General features: G+C 55.8%; 18 protein-coding genes. 12 read left to right on the plus strand and 6 right to left on the minus strand.

All coding sequences use genetic code 11. The features are described 5' to 3' along the window. Positions 1-15: 15 nt before the first annotated feature. The 7 genes from gcl (at position 16) to ABIC79_RS17780 (ending at position 9,052) form a co-directional block, all read left to right on the plus strand. Positions 16-1,797, plus strand: a complete 1,782-nt coding sequence (gene gcl, locus ABIC79_RS17750; protein WP_354567985.1) for a glyoxylate carboligase — start codon at positions 16-18, stop codon at positions 1,795-1,797. Between the two features lie 15 nt (positions 1,798-1,812). Then, entirely contained in the window at positions 1,813-2,589 is a 777-nt protein-coding gene (gene hyi, locus ABIC79_RS17755) for a hydroxypyruvate isomerase (RefSeq protein WP_217192463.1), read from the plus strand. Positions 2,590-2,680: 91 nt separating this feature from the next. Continuing rightward, entirely contained in the window at positions 2,681-3,559 is an 879-nt protein-coding gene (gene glxR / locus ABIC79_RS17760) for a 2-hydroxy-3-oxopropionate reductase (RefSeq protein ID WP_013573642.1), read from the plus strand. A 75-nt stretch (positions 3,560-3,634) separates the two neighbouring features. After that, complete coding sequence (locus ABIC79_RS17765; protein WP_014411521.1) at positions 3,635-5,089, plus strand: allantoin transporter; 1,455 nt, start codon at positions 3,635-3,637, stop codon at positions 5,087-5,089. A gap of 82 nt (positions 5,090-5,171) precedes the next feature. Next, positions 5,172-6,533, plus strand: a complete 1,362-nt coding sequence (allB, locus tag ABIC79_RS17770; RefSeq protein WP_014411522.1) for an allantoinase AllB — start codon at positions 5,172-5,174, stop codon at positions 6,531-6,533. Between the two features lie 62 nt (positions 6,534-6,595). Then, positions 6,596-7,882, plus strand: a complete 1,287-nt coding sequence (locus tag ABIC79_RS17775) for a uracil/xanthine transporter (RefSeq protein WP_014411523.1) — start codon at positions 6,596-6,598, stop codon at positions 7,880-7,882. A 24-nt stretch (positions 7,883-7,906) separates the two neighbouring features. Beyond that, positions 7,907-9,052 carry a glycerate kinase gene (locus tag ABIC79_RS17780; protein ID WP_354567988.1) on the plus strand — a complete coding sequence of 382 codons (1,146 nt, stop codon included), beginning with the start codon at positions 7,907-7,909 and terminating at the stop codon, positions 9,050-9,052. 67 nt (positions 9,053-9,119) lie between these two features. Here ABIC79_RS17780 and allE read toward each other — a convergent pair whose 3' ends face one another. From allE to allD, 3 genes are read right to left on the minus strand one after another with little or no spacing between them, the layout of a single operon-like run. Beyond that, a complete protein-coding gene (allE, locus tag ABIC79_RS17785; protein WP_354567990.1) occupies positions 9,120-9,911 on the minus strand; it encodes a (S)-ureidoglycine aminohydrolase in 792 nt (263 codons plus the stop codon). 22 nt (positions 9,912-9,933) lie between these two features. Next, entirely contained in the window at positions 9,934-11,160 is a 1,227-nt protein-coding gene (allC, locus tag ABIC79_RS17790; protein ID WP_112197874.1) for an allantoate deiminase, read from the minus strand. 25 nt (positions 11,161-11,185) lie between these two features. Continuing rightward, entirely contained in the window at positions 11,186-12,235 is a 1,050-nt protein-coding gene (gene allD / locus ABIC79_RS17795) for an ureidoglycolate dehydrogenase (protein ID WP_013573649.1), read from the minus strand. 297 nt (positions 12,236-12,532) lie between these two features. Here allD and fdrA point away from each other — a divergent pair, with 297 nt between their 5' ends. From fdrA to ABIC79_RS17815, 4 genes are read left to right on the plus strand one after another with little or no spacing between them, the layout of a single operon-like run. Beyond that, on the plus strand, positions 12,533-14,200 hold the full coding sequence (fdrA, locus tag ABIC79_RS17800) for an acyl-CoA synthetase FdrA (protein WP_119261132.1): 1,668 nt from the start codon (positions 12,533-12,535) through the stop codon (positions 14,198-14,200). A gap of 33 nt (positions 14,201-14,233) precedes the next feature. Then, entirely contained in the window at positions 14,234-15,502 is a 1,269-nt protein-coding gene (locus ABIC79_RS17805) for a YlbE family protein (protein ID WP_354567993.1), read from the plus strand. Next, positions 15,499-16,260 carry an oxamate carbamoyltransferase subunit AllH family protein gene (locus tag ABIC79_RS17810; protein WP_354567995.1) on the plus strand — a complete coding sequence of 254 codons (762 nt, stop codon included), beginning with the start codon at positions 15,499-15,501 and terminating at the stop codon, positions 16,258-16,260. Before ABIC79_RS17805 ends, ABIC79_RS17810 begins: the two co-directional genes overlap by 4 nt. 9 nt (positions 16,261-16,269) lie before the next feature. Beyond that, positions 16,270-17,169 (plus strand): carbamate kinase, encoded by a 900-nt coding sequence (locus ABIC79_RS17815; RefSeq protein WP_013573653.1) that lies wholly within the window; start codon positions 16,270-16,272, stop codon positions 17,167-17,169. Between the two features lie 31 nt (positions 17,170-17,200). On the opposite strand, the gene ABIC79_RS17820 is transcribed toward ABIC79_RS17815, so the two are convergent. After that, positions 17,201-17,446 (minus strand): YheU family protein, encoded by a 246-nt coding sequence (locus ABIC79_RS17820; RefSeq protein WP_013573654.1) that lies wholly within the window; start codon positions 17,444-17,446, stop codon positions 17,201-17,203. Beyond that, the gene (locus ABIC79_RS17825; RefSeq protein ID WP_014411530.1) at positions 17,443-18,438 is read right to left on the minus strand and encodes a hydrolase; all 996 of its coding nucleotides are present in this window, start codon (positions 18,436-18,438) and stop codon (positions 17,443-17,445) included. The genes ABIC79_RS17820 and ABIC79_RS17825 overlap by 4 nt, the downstream gene beginning before the upstream one ends. 100 nt (positions 18,439-18,538) lie before the next feature. Between ABIC79_RS17825 and ABIC79_RS17830 the strand changes: the two genes are divergently transcribed. Continuing rightward, complete coding sequence (locus ABIC79_RS17830; RefSeq protein ID WP_013573656.1) at positions 18,539-19,141, plus strand: LysE family translocator; 603 nt, start codon at positions 18,539-18,541, stop codon at positions 19,139-19,141. Between the two features lie 60 nt (positions 19,142-19,201). On the opposite strand, the gene ABIC79_RS17835 is transcribed toward ABIC79_RS17830, so the two are convergent. After that, on the minus strand, positions 19,202-21,118 hold the full coding sequence (locus tag ABIC79_RS17835; RefSeq protein ID WP_013573657.1) for an ABC transporter ATP-binding protein: 1,917 nt from the start codon (positions 21,116-21,118) through the stop codon (positions 19,202-19,204). Positions 21,119-21,207: the final 89 nt, after the last annotated feature.

Consider the following 21,207-nt stretch of genomic DNA (forward strand, 5'->3'; position numbering starts at 1 on the left):
CCTGAGGATTTAGCTATGGCTCGTATGACAGCTGCACAGGCAGCAATGTATGTGTTGGAAAAAGAAGGGATCACCACCGCGTTTGGTGTACCGGGCGCAGCGATTAACCCGTTTTATAACGCCATGCGCCTGCATGGAAAAATCCGTCATGTGTTAGCCCGTCATGTGGAAGGTGCATCGCATATGGCCGAAGGCTATACCCGGGCGAAAGCCGGGAACATCGGCGTGTGCCTGGGGACGTCTGGCCCGGCGGGTACCGACATGATCACCGCGCTGTATTCCGCCTCGGCGGATTCCATTCCGATCCTGTGCATTACCGGTCAGGCACCGCGCGCCCGTCTGCATAAAGAGGATTTTCAGGCGGTGGATATTCAGGCGATTGCCGGTCCGGTGAGCAAAATGGCGGTGACCGTGCTGGAACCTGCGCTGGTGCCGCGTGTCCTGCAACAGGCGTTCCATCTGATGCGTTCCGGTCGCCCCGGTCCGGTACTGGTCGATCTGCCGTATGACGTGCAGACCGCCGAAATCGAATTCGATCCGGAAACTTATGAATCGCTGCCCGCTTACAAGCCTGCCGCCACCGTCGCTCAGGCCGTCAAAGCGATGGAAATGCTCAACGCCTGTGAGCGTCCGCTGATTGTGGCCGGTGGCGGTGTGATTAACGCTGATGCCGCCGCGCTGTTGCAGCGCTTTGCTGAAATAACCCAAGTGCCGGTGATCCCGACGCTGATGGGCTGGGGCGTGATCCCGGACGATCACCGCCTGATGGCTGGCATGGTCGGATTGCAGACCGCGCACCGCTACGGTAACGCCTCACTGCTGGCGTCGGATCTGGTATTTGGCATCGGTAACCGTTTTGCCAACCGTCATACCGGCTCGGTAGAGAAATACACCGCAGGCCGCAAAATCATCCACGTTGATATCGAACCGACACAAATCGGCCGCGTACTTTGTCCTGATTTAGGCATTGTGTCTGACGCCGGTGAAGCCCTGAAACTGCTGATCGAAGTAGCAGAAGAGCAGAGAAAAGCCGGCAAACTGCCATGTCGCGAAAGCTGGATCCAGGAATGTGAAGAACGCAAACGCACCATGCTGCGCAAAACCCACTTCAACGATGTGCCGGTCAAACCGCAGCGCGTCTATGAAGAAATGAGCAAAGCCTTTGGCCGCAACGTGAATTACGTGACCACCATCGGACTGTCGCAGATCGCGGCGGCGCAGATGCTGCACGTATTTGAACCGCGCCACTGGATCAACTGCGGTCAGGCGGGCCCGCTGGGCTGGACCATTCCTGCGGCACTCGGCGTTTGCATCGCGGCACCGGAACGTCAGGTGGTCGGGATTTCAGGCGATTACGATTTCCAGTTCATGATCGAAGAGCTGGCGGTCGGTGCGCAGTTCAACATTTCTTACATCCACGTCCTGGTGAACAACGCTTATCTCGGCCTGATCCGCCAGTCGCAGCGCGCCTTTGATATGGATTACTGCGTCCAACTGGCGTTCGAAAATATCAACTCTGAAGACGTGAAAGGTTACGGCGTCGATCACGTGAAAGTGGTGGAGGGGTTGGGATGTAAAGCGATACGCGTCTTCAAGCCGGAAGATATCGCCCCGGCGTTTACAGAAGCTAAACGTCTGATGAAAAAACATCAGGTGCCGGTGGTGGTGGAAATCATGCTGGAACGCGTCACCAATATTTCCATGGGCGGCGAAATTGACAGCGTGAATGAGTTTGAGCCGGTTGCCGATAATGCGGATGACGCACCGACGCACGTCAGCTTCATGAAATATGAATAAGCCAGGAGGCTGAAAATGCTCAAGTTCTCTGCGAATTTATCCATGCTGTTTCTGGAGGTAGATTTCCTTCAGCGCTTTAAAGCGGCGGCTGACAGCGGTTTTACGGCGGTGGAGTTTATGTTCCCTTACGACTATCCGGCTGACACCCTGAAGGCGTTGCTGACGCAAAATAAGCTGCAACATACGCTGCACAATCTGCCCGCGGGCGACTGGGCGGCGGGCGAGCGCGGTATTGCCTGCCTGCCGGGGCGTGAAGCAGAGTTTCGCGAAGGCGTAGCACAGGCCATCGCTTACGCCAAAGCACTCGGCAACCGCAAAATTAACTGTCTGATTGGCAAAACTCCGGCGGGTTCTGATGCCGTCAGCGTGACGCCTTTGGTGGTGGAAAATCTGCGCTATGCCGCACAGGCGCTGGCGAAAGAGGGGCTGATGCTGCTGATTGAGCCGATCAATCACTTTGATATGCCGGGATTTTATCTGACCGGTACGCAACAGGCGCTGGATCTTATTGAACGCGTCGGCTGTGACAACCTGTTTATCCAGTACGACATTTACCATATGCAGCGGATGGAAGGGGAACTGGCGAATACCCTGATCCGCCATGCGGACAAAATCGGTCATTTGCAGGTGGCGGATAACCCGAACCGTAATGAACCGGGTACCGGTGAAATTAATTACGACTTTATTTTCGACCTGATTAAAAACTCGGATTACGACGGCTGGGTCGGTTGTGAATATAAGCCACGGGCGCGCACGGAAGAAGGATTAGGCTGGCTTAACGCCTACCGCTAATCGTTATAAAACGCGAGAAACAGACATTATTCACCCTCGCGGTGAGGGATTTCTGTACGCCAAATTTCAGTCACATTGAAAGGGAATTAGCATGAAAATTGGATTTATCGGCTTAGGAATTATGGGCGCACCGATGGCGCAACATCTGGTGGATGCCGGGCACAGTCTGCATTTCTCCACACTCGGCAACGTGCCTGCTTCACTGACCGATGCCGGTGCCAAAGCCTGTGCGACACCGGCAGAAGTCACCGTTCACGCCGACGTCATTATTATCATGGTGCCGGATACGCCAGACGTGGCAACGGTGCTGTTTGGTGACAATGGCTGCGCCAGCGTGCCGCTGAAAGGCAAAACCATTGTCGATATGAGTTCCATCTCACCGATTGAAACCAAAACGTTTGCGCAGCGTGTGCAGCAACTGGGGGGGGAATATCTGGATGCGCCGGTTTCCGGCGGTGAAATTGGCGCGCAGCAGGGCACGCTGACCATCATGGTGGGCGGTAAGGAATCAGTCTTCAACGATATCAAACCGCTGTTTGAGCTGATGGGTAAGAACATCACGCTGGTGGGCGATTGCGGAGCCGGGCAAACCTGCAAAGTGGCGAACCAGATCATTGTGGCGCTGAATATTGAAGCTGTCTCGGAAGCGCTGCTGTTTGCTTCCCGCGCCGGTGCCGATCCTGCCCGTGTTCGTCAGGCTTTGATGGGCGGATTCGCCTCATCGCGCATTCTGGAAGTGCACGGTGAGCGCATGATCAAGCGCACTTTTGCGCCGGGCTTTAAAGTCGCGCTGCACCAGAAAGATCTCAACCTGGCGCTGCAAAGTGCCAAAGCCTTATCAATCAGCCTGCCTAATACGGCGACCTGTCAGGAGTTATTCAATGTCTGTGCAGCAAACGGCGGATCGCAGTTAGATCATTCGTCATTAATTCAGTCGCTGGAAATGATGTCGAATCACAAAATCGGTTAATTAAGTAAGGCTGGCATCAATGTCAGCCTTTTTTAATCCACAAGCACGTCCCTAACGTATTATGAGGAATTAAGGATGAATGAATCAGAATGCACTCAGCAAGAACGTTATCGTGAAAGAGGATACAGCAACGATCTTCTGCCAAAATTAAAAGAAAAAAGAAACTGGAAAGGATTTAATTATTTTACGCTGTGGATGGGTTCGGTACACAACGTGCCGAATTATATTGCGGTCGGCGGATTTCTTATTCTCGGGTTGTCTACGTTTAGCGTGATGATGGCGATTATTATCAGCGCGCTGTTTATTGCGGCGGTGATGGTATTAAACGGGGCGGCAGGTTCGAAATACGGCGTACCTTTTGCGATGATCCTGCGCGGTTCTTACGGTATCCGCGGCGCATTATTTCCCGGCATTCTCAGAGGCTGTATCGCGGCGATTATGTGGTTCGGTTTGCAATGCTATGCCGGTTCACTGGCCTTCCTGATCCTGATTGGCAAAATCTGGCCGGAGTTCCTGACCCTCGGCGGTGATTTCAATCTGCTGGGTATTTCCATGCCGGGGCTGATCGCCTTTATGATTTTCTGGGCAATCAACGTGATGATCGGTTTTGGCGGCGGCGGGGTGCTGAATAAATTCACCGCCATCCTTAATCCGTGCATTTATGTTGTTTTCGGCGGCATGGCGGTCTGGGCTATCTCGCTGGCCGGGCTGGAAAATATCCTTAACTATGTGCCCGCCAATGCCGAGCAATCGGGTAATCCGCTGTTCCTGTTTCTGGTGGTGATCAATGCCGTGGTCGCGGTGTGGGCGGCACCGGCGGTGAGTGCTTCGGACTTTACCCAGAATGCCAGCAGTTTTAAACAGCAGGCGTGGGGACAAACTCTGGGTCTTATCGTGGCGTACGTGCTGTTTGCCGTTGCCAGCGTCTGTATTCTGGCTGGGGCAAGCATTCACTACGGTGTTGATACCTGGAACGTGCTGGATATCGTACAGAAATGGGACAGCCTGTTCGCCTCGGTGTTTGCTGTGTTAGTGATCCTGATGACCACCATTTCGACCAACGCCACCGGTAACATTATCCCGGCCGGTTTCCAGATTGCCGCTATCGCACCGAAAAAGCTGACCTATAAAAAAGGTGTGCTGATTGCCAGCCTGATAAGCGTGGTGATTTGCCCGTGGAAACTGATGGAGAATCAGGAAAGTATTTACCTGTTCCTCGATATTATCGGCGGGATGTTAGGGCCGGTCATTGGCGTGATGATGGCGCACTATTTTATTGTGGTACGCAGTGAGCTGGATCTGGATACGCTGTATACCGCACCGGGAAATTATCACTATTACGATCGCGGATTTAATACCGTGGCATTCGCCGTGACATTAATTGCCGTCGTCCTTTCACTGGGCGGAAAGTTTATTCCTGTGCTGGAACCTTTATCGCGGGTTTCCTGGTTTGTGGGTGTCATTGTGGCTTTCGTTTTGTATTCCGTTTTTATGAAAAGGGAACCGTCACTTCAGCCGCAAAATGTGTGAGCCGGTAAACCGGCATGAAATAAACGAATAATAAATCCAATAATAAAATCTTATCTCTGTACTTTCATAAGGAAATATAACCATGTCATATGATCTGATCATTAAAAAAGGCACTGTTGTTCTGGAAAGTGAAGCCGTGATTACGGATATCGCGGTGAAGAATGGCAAAATTGTCGCCATCGGCGATGACCTGACTGGCGCAGAAAAAATACTCAGCGCGGAAGGGTTGATCGTTGCGCCGGGAATGGTGGATGCCCATACGCACATCTCCGAACCGGGCCGCAGTCACTGGGAAGGCTACGCCACCGGTACCCGTGCGGCGGCCAAAGGCGGGATCACCACCATGATCGAAATGCCGCTTAACCAGTTACCGGCCACGGTGGATCGCGCGTCCCTGCACATGAAATTCGATGCTGCCGAAGGCAAGCTGACCATCGATGCCGCGCAGTTTGGCGGGCTGGTGTCTTACAACCTTGACCGTTTGCATGAGCTGGATGAAGAAGGCGTGGTGGCCTACAAATGTTTCGTCGCTACCTGCGGCGACCGCAGCGTCAGTAACGATTTCCGTGACGTGAATGACTGGGAATATTTCAAAGGCCTGCAAATTCTGGCAAAACGCGATCAGTTAGTGGCGGTTCATGCGGAAAACGCGCTGATCTGCGACGAACTGGGCCGCGAAGCCAAAGACGCCGGACGGGTGACGGCACATGATTATGTTGCCTCACGCCCGGTCTTCACTGAAGTGGAAGCCATTCGCCGCGTGTTGTATCTGGCGAAAGTAGCGGACTGCCGTTTGCACGTCTGCCATATCTCCAGCCCGGAAGGTCTGGCGGAAGTGCTGCGCGCACGTCACGAAGGCCAGCGTGTGACCTGTGAATCTTGCCCGCATTACTTCGTACTGGATACCGCACAGTTTGAAGAGATCGGCACGCTGGCAAAATGTTCGCCACCTATCCGCGACAAGAAAAATCAGGACGGCATGTGGGAACACCTGCTGAAAGGTGACTTTGACTGTCTGGTCTCCGACCATTCGCCGTGCCCGCCGGATATGAAAGCCGGCAACGTCATGCAGGCGTGGGGCGGTATCGCCGGACTGCAAAACTGCGTCGATGTGATGTTTGACGAAGCCGTGCAGAAACGCGGTATGTCGTTGCCGATGTTCTCAAAGCTGATGTCTTCCAACGCGGCGGATATCTTCGGGCTGAAGCATAAAGGCCGTATCTCCATCGGCAAAGATGCCGATTTCGTGTTCATCAAACCGAACAGCAGCTATGTGCTGAAAGCGTCAGATCTGGAATATCGCCATAAAGTCAGTCCGTATGTTGGCCGCACCATCAATGCGCAGGTCGTGAAAACTATTCTGCGCGGCGAAACCATCTATGACATCAAAGATGGTTTCCAGGATAAGTGCATCGGTAAATTCGTACTGAAACACCAGCAGTAATCTCTGCATCTGCCCGCTGTGTAAACGGCGGGCTTTTTCTTTTTGAGGTCAGCCAGATTGTCATGATGTTATTTCCCAGAGCGCAAATCCTGCCGGGTATCCAGTGGTTCTTCTTCATTTTCTGCAACACGGTGGTTATCCCGCCGACGTTACAGTCTGCGTTTCAGCTTTCCGATGCGGCCACGCTGTGCCTGATGCAATACTCTTTTATCGCCACCGGGCTGGCGTGCGTGGCGCAGGCGGCGCTCGGCCACGGCCGCGCCATTATGGAAGGGCCGACCGGATTGTGGTGGGGCGTGATCCTCACCGTGACGCTGGCAGAAGCCGCGCAAGGGACGCCGCTGCCGGTGATCGGCGGCAGTCTGGCTGTGGGTATCGCACTTTCCGGTGTGATCACCGTGCTGATTGGCCTGAGCGGGCTTGGTCATCGTATCGCCGTGTTGTTTCGTCCGGCGGTGATGATGGTGTTTATGTTTTTACTCGGTGCCCAACTGCTGTCGCTGTTTATTAAAGGCATGCTGGGGCTCCCTTTTGGCGTGCCGCAGGGGCCGGTGGCTATTGATTTTCCGGCGTTCCTGCTGGCGCTCACCGTGGCGGCGCTGGTGGTCGGTATTGTGGTCTGGCTGCCGTCACCGTGGAATAAATATGGCCTGCTGGCTGGTACGTTGCTCGGTTGGGCGGCATATCGGATCATTTTCCCGCAGGCCGTCAGCCCGGGCACCGGCACAGACTGGCAGTGGTTTCCGCTGGGCGCGCCGCAGGAATTACGCGGTGGTATTATCCTGACCGCCACGATGACCGGGCTGCTGAATATTTCGAATACTTTTGGCGCGCTGCGCGGCACCCAGATTTTTTACCCGCAGCAGACCCCGCAATATCGCCGCAGTTTTGTGGTTTCCGGTCTGTTTACCCTGGGATCGGCTGTTCTGGGCATCGTGCCTTTTTCGCCGTTTGTCTCATCGATTGGCCTGCTGACGCAAACCAATGACAACCGCAAAGCACCGTTTATTCTCGGCGCGCTGGTGGTGGTTGCCATTGGTCTGTTTACGCCGCTGACGGCGTTTTTCGCCCGCATCCCGTTGAGCATCAGCAGCGCCGTGTTGCTGGTGTCTTATCTGCCTCTGCTCAGTTCGTCGCTGTCATTTCTGCCCCACATCAGGCTCAGCAGCCGCAATGTTTACCGTCTGGCGATCCCGCTGTTTGCCGGGATTTTCCTGATGGGGCTGCCTGCCGGATATGTGCAGCAGGTGCCGCTGTGGCTGCGTCCGCTGCTGAGTAATGGTTTGCTGACCGGCGTGATGCTGGCGATTGTGCTGGAAAATTTATTGCCCTGGGACCGGGTTCACTGAGTCCCCATTACCGAAGGATTGAAGATGAAAATTATTATTGCGCCCGATTCATTCAAGGAAAGTTTAAGTGCGGAATGTGCGGCGATGGCGATTGAAGACGGGTTTCGCGCTGTGTTCCCGGAACTCGAGGCTGTCCGTCTGCCGGTTGCTGACGGCGGCGAAGGCACGGTGGATGCGCTGATTGCCGCGACCGGCGGGCATCGCATTGATATTGAGGTGACAGACCCGCAGGGACATCGCGTGCGTGGTTTTTACGGCGTGAACGGCAAAGGTGATTGTGCGGTGATTGAAATGGCCGCCGCCAGCGGTCTGATGCTGGTGCCCGCCGGACAGCGTGATCCGCTCACGGCCACCAGTTTCGGCACCGGTGAGTTAATCCGTCATGCACTGGACGGCGGTATCCGCCACATCATTTTAGGCATTGGTGGCAGCGCGACCGTTGATGGCGGCATTGGCATGGTACAGGCGCTCGGCGGTCGTTTTACCGATGCGCAGGGCATTGATCTGCCGTGGGGCGGCGCCGCGCTGGCGCAACTGGCGGCTATTGATCTGAGTCAGTTGGATCCGCGTTTAGCGCAGTGCCTGATTGAAGTGGCGTGCGATGTGGAAAATCCGCTGACCGGTCCGTGCGGTGCGGCGGCAGTATTCGGCCCGCAAAAAGGCGCATCGGTGCAAGATGTTCAGGTTCTGGACGCGGCGCTGGCCCATCTGGCGGCGGTTATTTTCCGCCATCTCGGGGTTAACGTGCTTGAGTGGCCAGGCGGTGGCGCAGCGGGCGGAATGGGTGTGGCGGCTCGGTTGTTCCTGCGTGGCAACATGCGTTCCGGTATCGACATTATTATGGATGCCATCGGGCTGGAAGAGGCGATGCAAGGTGCTACGCTGGTGATCACCGGCGAAGGGCGGCTGGATCAGCAGACCATTAACGGCAAAGCGCCGGTCGGTGTGGCGAGACTTGCACAACGCTACCATGTGCCGGTGATCGGGCTGGCGGGCATTCTGGGCGAAGGAGTGGAAGTCGTACATCAGCACGGGCTGGATGCGGTATTCAGTATTCTCCCACGCCTCGCGCCACTGGAAACGGTGCTGGAGCAGGGGGAGGAAAACCTGCGTTACGCTGCGCAAAATCTTGCCCGAGTTTACCGGCTGGGCATGAAGGCCTCTTCCTGACGTTATCGGTTTCTCAAAACACAAAAACCGCCAGCGATGGCGGTTTTCTTATTACATTCACGAACCGTTAAAGTTCGACGTCGCGGTTACAGTCTTTCGAATAGATATAGCTCAGCGGCTCATCGCGCCCCACGGCATAACAGGCCTGCGGGCAGTACGCACCCATAAAGATATAGTCGTTTTTCTTCACCGGGATCCAGTGGTTATCCAGGTTATACATGCCTTCACCGCTGAGGATCAGCGCACCATGCTCCTGCACGTGCGTCTCCACATAGCCGTGGCAGGCACCTGGCGCAAACGTCAGAATATGAATGTTCATATCGAACCCCAGAACTGCAGGGAGTAAATCCTGCACAATCACATCTGACATGCCTTCGTAGTGGATTTTTTCCAGCTGATGCACGTTGTTGCTCACCACATGCGGCTGGAAACCACTGACTGGCGTATAGCGTTTTTTATAGAGGAATAAGCGGCTGTTCTGGCCGCCGTTGGCATTCACCAGCGTCATGCTCACGCCCGGCGGGCAGTAAAGATATCCGCCGCTTTCCAGCCGGTAATCCTGACCTTCGGCATTCGCAGTGATGTTACCGTCGATCACGTAGACGAAGGTTTCGATATGCGCGTCGCCGCCGAAGCCCGCCAGGTTTTTCCCCCCTTCCAGCATGTTGACCAGATAATCCACAAAGGTCGCGCCCAGTTTCGGCGTCGCCAGAATGGTGATTTCACAGCGCTCAAAACCGGGCAGGGTATTTTTGACCAGACCGTCGGGTTCAATCAGCGCATAATCCCCGCGTTTGATGATGGAACGGTTAGAAAGTAAATCATTGATATAGCCTGTGTTTTGGTTGATATAACCCATTGTAAACTCCCTTTAAGACAGATTAATAAGCCAGTTGATGCAGCATTTTCGCCAGCATTTCCACGCCCGCGGCCAGATCGGCAACAGCGGTGTTTTCTGCCGGGTTGTGGCTGATACCCGCAATGCTGGGAACGAACAGCAGGCAGGTCGGTACGCAGGCGGCGAAAATCTGCGCGTCGTGACCGGCGCCGCTGTGCATCACGCGGTAACGGCTGTTTTGTTCACGGCACAGGGCGTCGAGTTGCGCCACCAGTTGTTTGTCCATGGGCACCGGCGCTTCATCCATCCATAAATCAATGTCGATGCCGATGCCGCGTTCCTGGCAAATCCGCCGCATGGTGGCTTCCAGTTCTGTGGTAAACGCCAGCAGCGCCTGCTGATCGGTGTGGCGGCAATCAATGCTGAACACGGTTTTACCCGGCACGACATTAACGGTACCCGGCACCGGCACCACTTTGCCGAAGGTCAGCACCAGCGGGTCGCCGTGCGCTTCGGCGCTTTCGGTGGCCGTCACGCAAATCTGACTGAATGCCTGAAGGGTATCTTTGCGGTAACTCATCGGCGTAGTGCCCGCGTGATTGGCGGTGCCGGTCAGGGTCACGGTATAGCGGCGCTGACCGACAATCGCATGCACCACGCCAAGTTGCTGCTGATTGCGTTCGAGCACGCTGCCCTGCTCGATATGCAGTTCGACAAAGGCTTTGATGTCGCGGCGGGCGGGCAACGGAGAACCGGGCAGCGTGAAACCGCATTGCTGCATCGCATCGGTAAATTTCACGCCCTGCGCATCGGTGATGTTGCGCACATCGGCAGGATCGGCCTGTCCGACGATGTTTTTACTGCCCCAGAAAACATAGGGAAAACGGCTGCCTTCTTCTTCGGCCAGCGACACCACTTCCAGCGTGCGGCGCGGCGTGCCAAAGGTGTCTTTCAGATAGCGCATGGCGATAAAGGCGGCGAGCACACCGAACTGTCCGTCGAGATGGCCACCGCTGACCACCGTATCGATATGCGAGCCGGAGAGAATGACCTCGTCTTTGCGGTCACTGCCTTCGATGCGGCCATATAAATTGCCGACGGCGTCGAAACGGGTGGCAAACCCATTCTGCGTCATCCGCTGTTTTAACTGATTTTGCGTTTCCAGCCATTCGGGGGAATAAAGCAGGCGGGAAATACCGCCAGCCGGATCTGCGCCAAATACCGATAACCAGTCGAGCTGACTTTCTACGTGCTGATAAAAGGGCGACATAGCATATTCACCTTTAAATAAATAATTAATGTGCGAAAGGAGATTGTGTTTGATAAGTGTGGGTATAAAGCTCATCGGAAATTAAATAACGATAAATATCATCTATCAGTTCTATTCCATTGGCTTTCGTATGCTCTTCATAAATATCCAGGTTCTGGCCCGGATACAGCACTTTTTCAAAACCCGGCGCCGGGCGAAGTGCCACTAATTCGGCCAGCATCTGGCTGATATTTTTTCTGAATATCTGAGAAGAGGTAAAGAACGCCGGATTAATCACAATGTGCAACTGGCCGAGGTCACGACCGGCGGTGAGGTCTTCATACATCGAGCTGACGGAGCGCCCGAACGGCAGGCCGAGCAAAATACCGGACAACACATCAACCATCATCATCAGGCCGTAGCCTTTCGGGCCGGACATCGGCAGAAGCGCTTCGACGGCATAAGGATCGGTGGTGGGATTGCCTGCGCCATCTACCGCCCAGGTGTCAGGGATTTTTTCATTGCGCGCCCGGGCATCAAGGATTTTCCCCCACGCCTGCACGGTGGTCGCCATGTCAAAGGTGATGATTTGCTCCCCTTCGCCGGGTGCGGCAAAGGCAATCGGGTTGGTGCCGTAATAGATGTCGGCGGAACCAAACGGCACCACCATCGGGTCAGACTGGCAAACGGAAACCGCGATCAGACCGGCTTTGGCCGCGCGGTGAACGAAATAAGACAGCGCGCCGCAATGCCCCATCTGACGGATTCCCACCACGGCGACGCCTTTGGTTTTTGCCATGTCGATGGCATGTTCCATCGCCAGGTTTGCTGCGACGTGTCCGGGGCCGTTATCGGCATGCAGAATGCCGCTGCATGGCCCGGTTTCTTCCCACTGCAACGCCGGAGAGGTGTTGGTGCCGCCTCTGGCAATACGTTCGGCATAATATTCAACCCGCACCGCGCCGTGAGAATGGATGCCTCTGGCATCAGCATAAGAGAGCACGTCGGCCACCACGGCCGCATGTTCCGGCGTTAAACCGGCGGTGGTGAGTTTGCGGGCAATAAGCTGGTGTAATTCTTCGCGACTGACCTTCATCTGGCGTTCCTTATTTGCAGCGAATGAGGCGTTGAATAGCGAAGAAAATACGGGATATCCCGCGTGAGAATGTGATCTGAATAACTAATCAGGGATAGCGAAAATCAATTTGCTAATGCGCATTTTTTCTTATTAATTTTTTATTTAATCGTTATTCATTATTTAATTTTCTCACATGTAAATCAGCGTGGTTATTTAATTAAACCTGACAATAAATCAAGTGTGAGCCAGTTCACCTTGCGAGGTTTTATTTCTGCGTAGCCTGCGTCTCACCGTCTGAAAATATAAGGGAAGCAGATGATCCACGCCTGTATTAAAAAAGGAAGTTTTCAGGATTCCGTCAGCCTGATGATTATTTCCCGCCAGCTCAGTGAATCACCGGACGTTGACGATGTATCGGTGATGATGGGGACACCCGCCAATAAAGCGTTATTAGAAGCCACCGGTTTCTGGCATGCCTGTTTTGAACAGGCGACGCCGAATGATATCTGCGTGGCGGTGCGTAGCGAAAGTCGCGAAGCAGGCATTATTGCTGCGATTACCGCACAGCTTGAAGACGCCTTAAAAGCCATGTCAGCCGGGCAACGCGGCGGGCGATCTCTGCCGGTAGCGCGCCGTTTTTCCAGCGCGGAACAACGCCTTCCTGACGCTAATCTGATGCTGATTTCCATTGCGGGCGAGTATGCCGCCGGGCTGGCGCATCAGGCGCTCGACAGTGGCCGCAACGTGATGATTTTCTCTGATAACGTCACGCTGGAAGACGAAATCGCGCTTAAACAAAAAGCCTGTGAGAAAGGGCTGCTGGTGATGGGGCCGGATTGCGGCACCGCCATTATTGCCGGTGCACCGCTGGCGTTTGCCAATGTGTTGCCGCAAGGCGTGATTGGCGTGACCGGCGCATCCGGTACCGGCATTCAGGAACTGACGTCGCAAATTGCGCTGAACGGACAGGGCATTTCGCAGGCTATCGGCCTCGGAGGACGCGATCTTTCCGCGCAGGTCGGCGGCATCAGTGCGCTGACGTCGCTGAAGATGCTGGCGGAGGATCCGCAAAGTCAGGTGCTGGCCTTTGTCTCCAAACCCCCGGCAGATGCCGTTCGCCTGAAAGTGATGGCAGCGATGAAAGCTATTCGTAAGCCAGTGGTGGCGCTGTTTCTCGGTGCGCCGGTCAGCCAGGCGCGTGACGGTAATGTCTGGCTGGCATCGACCCTCGATGAAGCGGCACGCATCGCCTGCCTGCTGGCGCGGGTGGTTCAGGTTGCCGCATCGCAGCCTGATGTCACGGGTAAAAAAATCGCCGGATTGTTTACCGGTGGCACGCTGGCCGCCGAGGCCGCAATGGTGCTGGCCGGTCTGCTGGACGTGGAAGCCGATCATGTCCATGAGCACGGCACCATGCTTGACCACAACGGACACCGCATCATTGATTTGGGCGACGATTTCTACACCGTTGGCAAACCGCATCCGATGATTGACCCGACCTCGCGGGAACAGCTGATTCTCGGGCTGGCCGGTAAATCTGAAACCGGCGTGCTGCTGCTGGATGTGGTCATTGGTTATGGCGCGCAGCGCGATCCGGCCGGTTCGGTGGCAACGGCTGTCAGGCAACTGATGACGCAGCGCGCCCGACATGCGCCGCTGGTGGTGATCGCCATGGTGACGGGCAGTGAGCAGGATCCGCAGTGCCGTTCGCAGCAAATCGCCCTATTGCGCGAGGCGGGCATTTTAGTGGTGCAAACCCTGCCGGAAGCCACGCTGCTGGCACACACCTTATGTACCCAAACTGCCGTGACACCTGCGGCATCAACTTGCCCGCTGTTGTCGCAGGTCGCGGTGATCAACGCCGGACTGCGCAGTTTTGCGCTGGATTTGCAATCGGCTTCGGTGCCGGTCGTGCACTACCCATGGTCGCCCGTTGCGGGTGGCAATCTCCGGCTGGCCAGCTTGTTAAAACAACTGGGCTGAGCCGTTTCCCCTCTTCGGATAACGAGACATCTTATGAAAAATACCCTCGAACAGGCCAATACCGCCGTTATCGAACGCATTCGTCAGGCGCGACCGCACTGGCTTGATGTTCAGCCCGCCCGTCAGGTGATCCCGGTGCTGAATCAGGGAAAAACCCTGCTGCATGCAGGCCCGCCCGTCTGCTGGGAAGACATGACCGGCCCGGTGCGCGGTGCCTGCATCGGCGCCTGTCTGTTTGAAGGCTGGGCGCAGGATGAACAACGTGCGTTGCAATTACTGAATAGTGGCGAAATCCGGTTTGTGCCTTGCCATCACGTCAGTGCGGTCGGGCCGATGGGCGGTATCACGTCGGCGAACATGCCGGTGCTGGTGATCGGCAATCTCACTGACGGCAACCGTGCTTTCTGCAACATGAACGAAGGTATCGGCAAGGTGATGCGTTTCGGTGCCTATGGCCCGGATGTTCAGATGCGTTTGCGCTGGATGCGCGACGTGCTGGCACCGGCACTGAGTGGCGCGTTGCGGCGTCTCGAGCGCGGTATCGATTTAACGGCGATGATGGCGCAGGGCATTACGATGGGCGATGAATTCCATCAGCGCAATATCGCCACTTCGGCGTTACTGATGCGTTCGCTGGCACCGCAACTGGCGGCAGGCAATCTGGATAAAACCACGCTGACTGACGTTTTGCATTTTCTGAGTACGACCGATCAGTTCTTCCTCAATCTGGCGATGGCTTACTGCAAGGCGGCAATGGATGCCGGTGCGGCCATCGGCAAAGGCAGTATCGTCACCGCCATGACCCGCAACGGCAAAGAGTTTGGTATCCGCGTCAGCGGCCTCGGTGACCGCTGGTTTACCGCACCGGTCAATATGCCGCAGGGGTTGTTCTTCAGCGGCTACAGCCAGCAAGACGCCAACCCGGACATGGGCGACAGCGCGATCACTGAAACCTTTGGCGTCGGCGGCGCAGCGATGATTGCCGCGCCGGGCGTGACCCGTTTTGTCGGCGCAGGCGGGATGGACGCCGCCATCACCGTGTCTGAGGAAATGGCGGAAATCTTCCTCGAACGCAACATGATGCTGCAAATTCCCGGCTGGGATTTTCAGGGCGCCTGCCTCGGGCTGGATGTGCGGCGTGTGGTGGAAACCGGCATCACGCCGCTGATTAACACCGGCATTGCTCACCGCGAACCGGGGATTGGTCAGATTGGTGCAGGCACGGTACGTGCGCCGCTGGCCTGCTTCGAACAGGCGCTGGAGGCTCTGGCGGAACATCTCGGGGTGCATCCTCAGGTATGAATATTCCCGCACCGCTGGCGGTCAGCGCTCACGCACCGGTATGTCCCGGTGACTGGCTGGTCGTTGGTTTGTTTTCCCGCGCCATCAACCTGAGCAATGAGCGGGGCGAATGGCTGACACTGCATCGATACGGCAAAGGGTTGAGCCCGATGGGATGGCTGTTGCGGGCGCGGGATTTTGAAGGGCTACTCAGTCGTCTGACGTTGGGCGATGTGATGCGGGCGGGTGCTGAAAACCCGCCCGCGCGCAGACTGGATTTGCACGTAACACAAGGCTCGCGGCAGCTTTACGACTATGTGCACGGTTTTCTGACCGGATGCCCGCAGCTTACGGGGCTGTTCGGTGAGCTTCGTCAGGTTGTCCTTGAACCGCCCGGCGGAGAACTGGCGCATATTCAGCATCAGTTATTGCGGCAGTTGCAGGGGCATCGCGTTGACTGGCAGAACGTAGTGGGCAAAGGCGCGGGGCTGACACCGAGCCACGACGACACGCTGACCGGCATGTTGCTGGTGTGTGCGGCGCACGGGTTGCCGGTCGGTGACTTTTTTGATCATACACCGGACCTGCGCACGCTCACGTCATCGGTCAGTTGCGCCTATCTGCATCATGCGGTGAGAAGACAATTTTCCACCCCATTGCTGCATCTGATTCGTGCCCGGCGCGCAGAGCAGGTTCTGGCGCTGGGGCACACGTCGGGTGCCGATACGCTGCTTGGCGTCTGGCTGGCATTGACGCTTTTCAGGGAACACTTTCTTTAAGGAGGAAACATGGAAACTTTAGTGGTCGCACTGGGCGGTAATGCGCTTTTACAACGTGGCGAATGCCTGTCGGCTGAAAATCAGTATCGCAATATTGCGACGGTGGCCGGTGCGCTGGCGCGGCTGGCGACGCGCTACCGTCTGGCGATTGTTCACGGCAACGGACCCCAGGTCGGATTGTTGTCATTACAAAATCAGGCGTATACGGAGGTGCCCGCCTATCCGCTGGATATTCTGGTCGCAGAAACACAGGGCATGATCGGGTTTATGCTGGCGCAAATGCTCGGGCAGCAGACGGGCATGCCAGAGGTGTCCACCGTGCTGACGCGCATTGAAGTCGACAGCCGCGATCCGGCGTTTGCCTCTCCCGAAAAATTTATCGGGCCGGTGTACCCGCCGGGATCTCAGCAGGAACTGGAAAATCTGCATGGCTGGAAAATGAAAGCCGACGGGGCTTATTTGCGCCGCGTGGTGGCGTCACCCGTGCCTAAGCGGATTGTGGATATCGACGCTATTCAGCAATTGCTGGCGCGCGGGCACGTGGTGATTTGTAATGGCGGTGGCGGCATTCCGGTGTTTGAAGATGGCAACGGCGCGCAGGCGGTAATCGACAAGGATTTGTCGGCAGCGCTGCTGGCGCGTCAACTGAAGGCGCAAAAGCTGGTGATCCTGACCGATGCCGATGCGGTGTATGAACACTGGGGCACGCCGCAGCAACGGGCGATCCGTCGTGCGACGCCCGCGCAGCTCGCGCCTTTTGCGCAAAACGACGGTTCGATGGGCCCCAAAGTCGCGGCGGTCAGCGCGTTTGTGAATTACAGCGGCTATCCGGCCTATATCGGCGCGCTGGATCAGATCGAGGCGGTGCTGGCGGGAGACGCCGGAACCTGTATTTCGGCAACGGCGTAAGAAAACGGCTCCGCATCGACGGAGCCGTGAGTTACCAGTCCTGCGGGGTTTCTTCCTGCCCGGCGCGGAACTGACCACGCGGCATAATGTTCAGCGTTTCATGCAGTTCTGACCAGACCAGCACAACCTCGCCGCTTTTCAGCTGACGCTTCACGTCATCGACTTTTTGTTCCAGCGATCGTTCCTGCTCCCCGTAATCGGTGCCTTCGCGCAATACGAAGGATTCCACCACGCTGGTGAGCAGTTCAGCGTCCAGTTCCTGCCAGGGAATAATCACTCTGTTGTTTCCTTAGTCTTATTTTCTAAATACGGGGCGATCCAGGCCGGAATGCGTTGCTCCAGCCACATCTGCGGATGACGTAAGCTGCCGGAAACAAACCCGACATGTCCGCCATGTTCTGTTAACTGATATTCCACGCAATCCGGTAAATCTTCTGCTTTCGGGATGACCTCCGGCGTCATAAACGGGTCGTCTTTGGCGTGGATAATCAGCAAGGGTGTTCTGATCTGCGCCAGTAACGGCAGGCCGCTGCACCGGCGGTAATAATCCAGCGCGTCGGTAAATCCGTGCGCTTTTGAGGTGATGGCGTCGTCGAATTCACGAAGGTAACGCATGGCTTTTAGCTGCTCCAGCGTGACGGGCAATGTGCCCGGATATTTCGCCAGTTTGCGCGAGGCATTGCCTTTGAGCTGATCGAGCAGATAGCGCTGATAAATCCGTGATGAACCTTGTTCCAGCCGGTAAGCGCAAGGTTCCAGCATCAGCGGCGCGGAGACCACCACGGCGGCGCTCAGCGTACACGTTTCCCCTTCCTGCCCGAGATAACAGGCCAGCATATTGCCGCCGAGCGACACGCCCACCGCGCCGGTCGGGACTTCGCCATAAGTTTCATTGAGCCAGCGAATGAAAAAACGGGCGTCTTCGGTTTCACCGGAATGGTAAATACGCAGCAGTTTATTGGGTTCACCGCTGCATCCGCGAAAATGCATGACGACGCCGAGCCAGCCTTTGTCTTTCCAGGCCTGCAATAGACCGTGGGCATAAGGGCTGAAGAAACTGCCTTCCAGTCCGTGAAACAGGATCATGCGTGGTTTATGTCGCGCCTGTTCCGGGTCTTCAGTCCAGGCTAAATCCAGAAAATCCCCGTCCGGCGTATCCAGCCTTTGCCAGTGAGGTTTGAGTTTTGCGTGCCGCCGAACGAGCCGCGGTAACAGCGTCTGGATGTGAGGATTACTGGCTCCGCGCAGGGGGCGAAAGGATTCAAACATAAGATGAATAAATTTCTCTTAAGAGACTCTTGTGCGATCAATATCACGCTGTTAGCTTCAATGCTATCGCACATCTTTCGGGTCGGAGAACCCAAATTAAATGGAACCTGGTTTATTTTTCTCGATGCTCGGATTTTTATGGGTCGCCGCTATCACCCCTGGCCCGAACAATATGTTGTTAACCACGTCTGGCGCTAACTTCGGGTTCTTCCGCTCACTCTGGCTGATGGTCGGCATTATGCTTGGCATGCAAAGTATTTTGCTGCTGGTGGCGTTTGGGGTCGGCGGGCTCATCACGATTTATCCTGCGTTACATCTGTTCCTCAAAATCGCCGGTAGCCTGTATCTGCTGTGGCTGGCGTGGAAGATTGCGACATCTGCCTATGAAAAACTGGAAACCGGCGCCCCGCCACCCAGGCCGATCCGCTTGTATCAGGGCTGGTTGCTGCAATTCCTCAACCCGAAAGCGTGGCTGATGGGGCTGGGCGCGGTCGCAAGCTTCAGTCTGGCCGGTGCCGCCTATAACCATTCTATTGCCGGTATCAGCCTCGGGATGTTCCTGGTCAATCTGGTGTCCGGGATCATCTGGCTTGGCTTCGGTACCGTAATTGGCCGCCTGCTGCGCAGCAGGCGTGCGTGGTATACCTTTAATATCGCGATGGGGATCCTGACCGCCGCCTGCGTATTGCTGATCTGGCACTGATTTGCAGACAAAAGAAAGGCGCCGTCGTGGCGCCTTTCTCATTTCTTACCGAACGATCTTCTAGTCGAGATCAAAGGCCTTCGACATGTCTTCCAGTTGTTCCTGTGCATCGAGCCAGGTCATTTCGGTCTCTTCCAGCGCGCCTTTCACTTTGGTCTGCTGTTGCAGACATTCGGTGAGATCGGCTTTACGGCTGTTGTCGTAAATCGCGGAATCAGCCAGACGCTCTTCAATGGTCGCCAGTTCTGTACTTAATTTTTCCATCTGCGCTTCAAGTTTGGTGATTTGCTTACGCAGCGGCTGGGTCTGATTGCGGAAATCGGCTTCGCGACGTTTCTGGTCTTTACGCGACTGCGCGCTGTTAACGCCGCCGTCTTTGGCCGGTGCGTCCTGCTGGCTTTCCTGACGCTGAATGTCCACCAGCCATTGCTGATAATCTTCCAGATCGCCGTCGAACTGTTCCACTTTGCCGCCGTGTACCAGATACAAATCGTCAGTGGTGGAGCGCAGTAAGTGGCGGTCATGCGACACGACAACCATCGCGCCCTCGAAGTCGATCAGCGCTTCGGTCAGCGCCTGACGCATATCGAGATCCAGGTGGTTGGTCGGTTCATCGAGCAACAGCAGGTTAGGGCGCTGCCAGACAATCAGTGCCAGCACCAGACGCGCTTTTTCACCGCCGGAGAATCGCCCGGTAGGATCCGTCACTTTATCGCCGTGGAAACCAAATCCACCGAGATAATCGCGCAACTGCTGTTCGGTTTCTTTGTTCGCCAGGCGCACCAGATGTTGCAGCGGCGAATCTTCTGCGCGCAGGAACTCCAGCTGATGCTGCGCGAAGTAACCGAGTTTGACGCCTTTCGCCAGACCAATGTCACCGTGAAGCGGCGGCATGGTGCCAGCCAGCAGTTTGATCAGCGTGGACTTCCCGGCCCCGTTACGGCCCAGTAAGCCGATACGTGAACCCGGCACCAGATTCAGTTTGATCGACTCCAGAATCGTGGTGTCGCCATAACCGGCGCTGACTTTTTCCATCCGCAACAGCGGATCGGGCAAACTTTCCGGCGAGCGGAAGCTAAAATGAAAAGGATTGTCGACGTGCGCCGGGGCTATCAGCTCCATGCGTTCCAGCATTTTAATACGGCTTTGCGCCTGCTTGGCTTTGGTCGCCTGCGCACGGAAACGGTCAATATAACTTTGCAGATGCGCCACTTTCTCCTGCTGACTTTCAAACAATGCCTGCTGTTGCGACAGTTTGGTCGCACGCTGGCGTTCGAAAGACGAGTAGTTACCGGTGTATTCGTTCAGCGTCTGCTGTTCGATATGCAGTATTTTATCGATGATCGGATCGAGAAAGTCCCGGTCATGGGAAATCAGCACCAGCGTGCCGGTGTAGCTTTTCAGCCATTTCTCCAGCCAGATGACGGCGTCGAGATCCAGGTGGTTAGTCGGTTCATCGAGCAGCAGTAAATCAGAACGGCAAATCAGCGCCTGCGCAAGGTTGAGACGCATGCGCCACCCGCCGGAGAACGATTTGACTGGCTGCTGCAACTGATTCTGAGTAAAGCCCAATCCGCTGAGCAGGCTCGCCGCGCGCGCCGGAATGGTCCAGGCGTTGATGGCGTCGAGTTTACCGTGCAGCGTGGCGATAGCGTGGCCGTCATCACGCTCGTTAGCGTGCTGCAATTGCGCTTCCAGTTGGCGAAATTCGCGGTCACCGTCGATAACATACTCTATCGCAGGCTGATCCAGAGCGGGTGTTTCCTGATTGACCCAGGCCAGTGCCCAGTTGGACGGAAACGTCAGGTTGCCTGCATCGGCGCTCATTTCACCTTTAAGCAGCGAAATCAGGGTGGATTTACCGCAGCCATTTTTGCCCACCAGCCCGACTTTCTGGCCGGGATTGATGGTCGCAGACGCGTTGTCCAGCAGCACGTTAGTGCCGCGTCGGATTTGTAAGGAGGAGAAAACAATCATAAAGCGCCGTGTTGAGAGTATGTTAAATTGTCATGATAATGATTTAAACAAGACGTATCGCGTCCCATTTTGTCTTTGCGAAGCATGGT

Origin of the sequence: Rahnella sp. 2050 (genome assembly GCF_040544515.1) — a bacterium.
Lineage (GTDB): Bacteria > Pseudomonadota > Gammaproteobacteria > Enterobacterales > Enterobacteriaceae > Rahnella > Rahnella aceris.

Bases quoted from the DNA above. Each gene is read 5' to 3' on its own strand.
- ABIC79_RS17775 (WP_014411523.1), top strand. From the start codon at position 6,596: ATGATGTTATTTCCCAGAGCGCAAATCCTGCCGGGTATCCAGTGGTTC.
- allE (WP_354567990.1), bottom strand. From the start codon at position 9,911: ATGGGTTATATCAACCAAAACACAGGCTATATCAATGATTTACTTTCT.
- ABIC79_RS17805 (WP_354567993.1), top strand. From the start codon at position 14,234: ATGAAAAATACCCTCGAACAGGCCAATACCGCCGTTATCGAACGCATT.
- ABIC79_RS17815 (WP_013573653.1), top strand. From the start codon at position 16,270: ATGGAAACTTTAGTGGTCGCACTGGGCGGTAATGCGCTTTTACAACGT.
- ABIC79_RS17780 (WP_354567988.1), top strand. From the start codon at position 7,907: ATGAAAATTATTATTGCGCCCGATTCATTCAAGGAAAGTTTAAGTGCG.
- hyi (WP_217192463.1), top strand. From the start codon at position 1,813: ATGCTCAAGTTCTCTGCGAATTTATCCATGCTGTTTCTGGAGGTAGAT.
- ABIC79_RS17825 (WP_014411530.1), bottom strand. From the start codon at position 18,438: ATGTTTGAATCCTTTCGCCCCCTGCGCGGAGCCAGTAATCCTCACATC.
- allD (WP_013573649.1), bottom strand. From the start codon at position 12,235: ATGAAGGTCAGTCGCGAAGAATTACACCAGCTTATTGCCCGCAAACTC.
- ABIC79_RS17765 (WP_014411521.1), top strand. From the start codon at position 3,635: ATGAATGAATCAGAATGCACTCAGCAAGAACGTTATCGTGAAAGAGGA.
- allC (WP_112197874.1), bottom strand. From the start codon at position 11,160: ATGTCGCCCTTTTATCAGCACGTAGAAAGTCAGCTCGACTGGTTATCG.
- ABIC79_RS17830 (WP_013573656.1), top strand. From the start codon at position 18,539: ATGGAACCTGGTTTATTTTTCTCGATGCTCGGATTTTTATGGGTCGCC.
- ABIC79_RS17835 (WP_013573657.1), bottom strand. From the start codon at position 21,118: ATGATTGTTTTCTCCTCCTTACAAATCCGACGCGGCACTAACGTGCTG.
- allB (WP_014411522.1), top strand. From the start codon at position 5,172: ATGTCATATGATCTGATCATTAAAAAAGGCACTGTTGTTCTGGAAAGT.
- ABIC79_RS17810 (WP_354567995.1), top strand. From the start codon at position 15,499: ATGAATATTCCCGCACCGCTGGCGGTCAGCGCTCACGCACCGGTATGT.
- gcl (WP_354567985.1), top strand. From the start codon at position 16: ATGGCTCGTATGACAGCTGCACAGGCAGCAATGTATGTGTTGGAAAAA.
- glxR (WP_013573642.1), top strand. From the start codon at position 2,681: ATGAAAATTGGATTTATCGGCTTAGGAATTATGGGCGCACCGATGGCG.
- fdrA (WP_119261132.1), top strand. From the start codon at position 12,533: ATGATCCACGCCTGTATTAAAAAAGGAAGTTTTCAGGATTCCGTCAGC.